This window comes from Micromonospora sp. H61, assembly GCF_018070325.1.
GTDB lineage: Bacteria > Actinomycetota > Actinomycetes > Mycobacteriales > Micromonosporaceae > Micromonospora > Micromonospora salmantinae.
In genome coordinates, this window is record NZ_JAGPXY010000182.1 from 1 (window position 1) to 2,486 (window position 2,486).

2 protein-coding genes are annotated in these 2,486 nt (G+C 74.9%); both read right to left on the reverse strand.

Translation table 11 applies throughout. From position 1 onward, the window contains the following. Positions 1 to 243: 243 nt before the first annotated feature. Positions 244 to 1,044 (reverse strand): energy-coupling factor transporter transmembrane protein EcfT, encoded by an 801-nt coding sequence (locus KBX08_RS32905; protein ID WP_210787651.1) that lies wholly within the window; start codon positions 1,042 to 1,044, stop codon positions 244 to 246. After that, positions 1,041 to 2,456, reverse strand: coding sequence for an ABC transporter ATP-binding protein (locus KBX08_RS32910; protein ID WP_247670464.1), 1,416 nt, complete (start codon positions 2,454 to 2,456; stop codon positions 1,041 to 1,043). The genes KBX08_RS32905 and KBX08_RS32910 overlap by 4 nt, the downstream gene beginning before the upstream one ends. Between the last annotated feature and the right edge of the window lie 30 nt (positions 2,457 to 2,486).

The window sequence follows — 2,486 nt, forward strand, 5'->3', positions numbered from 1 at the left end:
CCCCCGGCCCGCGCCGCCCCCCGCCCCGTCGATCTTGCACTTTCTGTCGTCGCATCACCGGCATACCGGGATGAATCAACGACAGGAACCGCAAGATCGGCGGCGCGCGGCGCGGGGCGCGGGGCGCGGGGCGCGGGGCGCGGGGCGCGGGGCGCGGGGCGCTGTGTGGCGACAGCAACACCAGGGATGTAGTGGCGGATCTTGCCGGCGGGCGGCTGGCAGCGGGCAGCAGGCCGGCTCGGTTCAGCTGATGAGGGGGCGGAAGGTGCCCAGGGCGAGGCTCGTGGTCAGGGCGGCTGCGGCGAGTACGACGGCCCCGGCGATGAGAAGGACGTCGGCGCGGGTGAAGTGCTGGTGGCGGGCGACGGTACGGGGTGTGCCGGCGTCGAAGCCACGCGCGTCCATCGCCACCGCCAGCCTGGTGCCTCGGCGGATCGCCCCCACCAGCAGCGCGAACGCGGTGGAGGCGAAGAGCCGCAGCTTCGCCACCGGATTGCGTCCCGCGTCGACGCCCCGGGCGCGTCGAGCCATGCTGATCATCTGCCACTCCTGACCGAGCAGGGGCACCAGCCGGAACGCGGCCAGCGCCCCGATGGCGAACCGGGCCGGCGCCTTCGCGTTCTGGATCAACGCGTCGGCCAGGTCGGTGGGGTCGGTGGTCGCGAAGACGATCACACCGGGCAGGGCCACCGCGAACACCCGCAGGACCAGACCGAGCGCGGTGAGCAGGACGCCGGTGCTCACCAGCACCGGTCCCACGTCCAGCAGGACCCGACCGGACCGGTCGGCGGCGAACAGCACCAGGGTGACCAGGATGCCGGCGGCACTGAGCAGCAGTGGCCAGGCCCGCCGGGCCAGCACCCGGTAGCGGATGCCGAACAGCGGCAGGACGGCCAGTTCGAGGGCGATGGCGATCGCCGGGGCCACCGGGTCCAGGGTCGCCAGCAGGGTGAACGAGAAGACCAGTGCGGCGGCGACCTTCGCCACCGGGTTGCGGCGGGCCAACGGCGCGTCCGGCGCGGCGACCGGCTCGATGCTGATCATCGGTGGTCGTCCGGTGCACGGTGCAGGGTGACGGTGCGGTCGGCGAGCGCGGCGACGAAGTCCGCGTCGTGGGTGACAGTGACCACGCCGTGCCCGGCGTCGCGCAGGTCGGCGAAGAGGTCGACCAGCTCCCGCCAGGTCCGCCGGTCCTGACCGAAGGTGGGTTCGTCGCAGATCAGCAGGCGTGGCGCGGTGGCCAGGGCGGTCGCCACGCTCAGCCGTCGCGCCTCGCCGCCGGAGAGGGTGTACGGGTTGGCGGCGGCGAGCCGGGCCAGCCGCAGCCGGTCCAGCAGCCCGGCCACTGTCTCCTTGACGGCGGCCTCGGGTTGACCGGTGCGGCGCGGGCCGAGCGCCAGCTCGTCGAAGACCGTGCTGGTGACGAACTGGTGCTCCGGATCCTGGAAGACCGACCCGATTCGTCGGGCCAGCGCGGGCGCCCGCCACCGGTGCGGGGGAGTGCGGTGGTCCGCGCCGGCCAACTCGGCGGACGCGGTGACCCGCCCGCTGCCGGGCCGGAGCAGACCGCCGAGCAGCAACGCGAGGGTGGACTTGCCGGCGCCGTTGGGTCCGCGTACGGCGAGTGCCTCACCGGCGCGTACCGCCAGGTCGGTGGAGCCCAGCCGGGGTGGCAGGCCGAGCCGGTCGGCGGTGAGCAACAGATCCCCGGGGCCGGCGGTGGCCGGCCGGGGCGCGATGGGGTGGCCGGGCACCCAGACCCCCTCGGCGGCCAGGGCGGCGCCGTGGGCGGCGAAGACCGCCTCTGGTGTGCCGTCCGCGCGGACGCCGCCACCCGGTTCCAGGACGACCACCCGGTCGACCAGTGGCAGTGCCTCGGTGACCCGGTGCTCGACCAGGATCAGCGTGGTGTCGGCGTCCAGCGCGCCGGCCACCGCGTGTCGGACCAGTTCGGCCCCGGCCGGGTCGAGGTTGGCGGTCGGCTCGTCGAGCAGCAGCAGGGCGGGGCGCAGGGCCAGGGCGCCGGCCAGGGCGAGGCGTTGCTGCTCGCCGCCGGAGAGCGCCGCGGTGTGGCGGTCGCGGGGGTACGGGAAGCCGACCCGGTGCAGCGCCTCGTCCACCCGGGGCCAGATCTCGTCGGCCGGCACTCCCCGGTTCTCCAGCCCGAACGCGACGTCGTCGCCGCAGCGCGCCATCACCAGTTGGGTCTCCGGATCCTGGAAGACGATGCCGACCCGTTCCCGCCCCTTGCGTGGGTCGAGCCCGTCGATCTCGACGGTGCCCTCCTGCTCGCCGGAGTCCTCGGGGAGCAGCCCGGCCAACGCGCTGAGCAAAGTGCTCTTGCCAGCCCCGGAGGGCCCAAGAAGCAGAACCCGCTCCCCAGCCTCGACCCGCAGGTCAACCCCGCGCACGGCCCAGGCGCGCCGCCCAGCGTGCCGCCACCCGAACCCCCGCAGCAGTACCCCGCCCCCCCAACCCCCCCCCCC

What these genes read in the sequence shown, in the direction of transcription:
- KBX08_RS32905 (WP_210787651.1), bottom strand. Translation starts at nt 1,044, where the DNA reads ATGATCAGCATCGAGCCGGTCGCCGCGCCGGACGCGCCGTTGGCCCGC.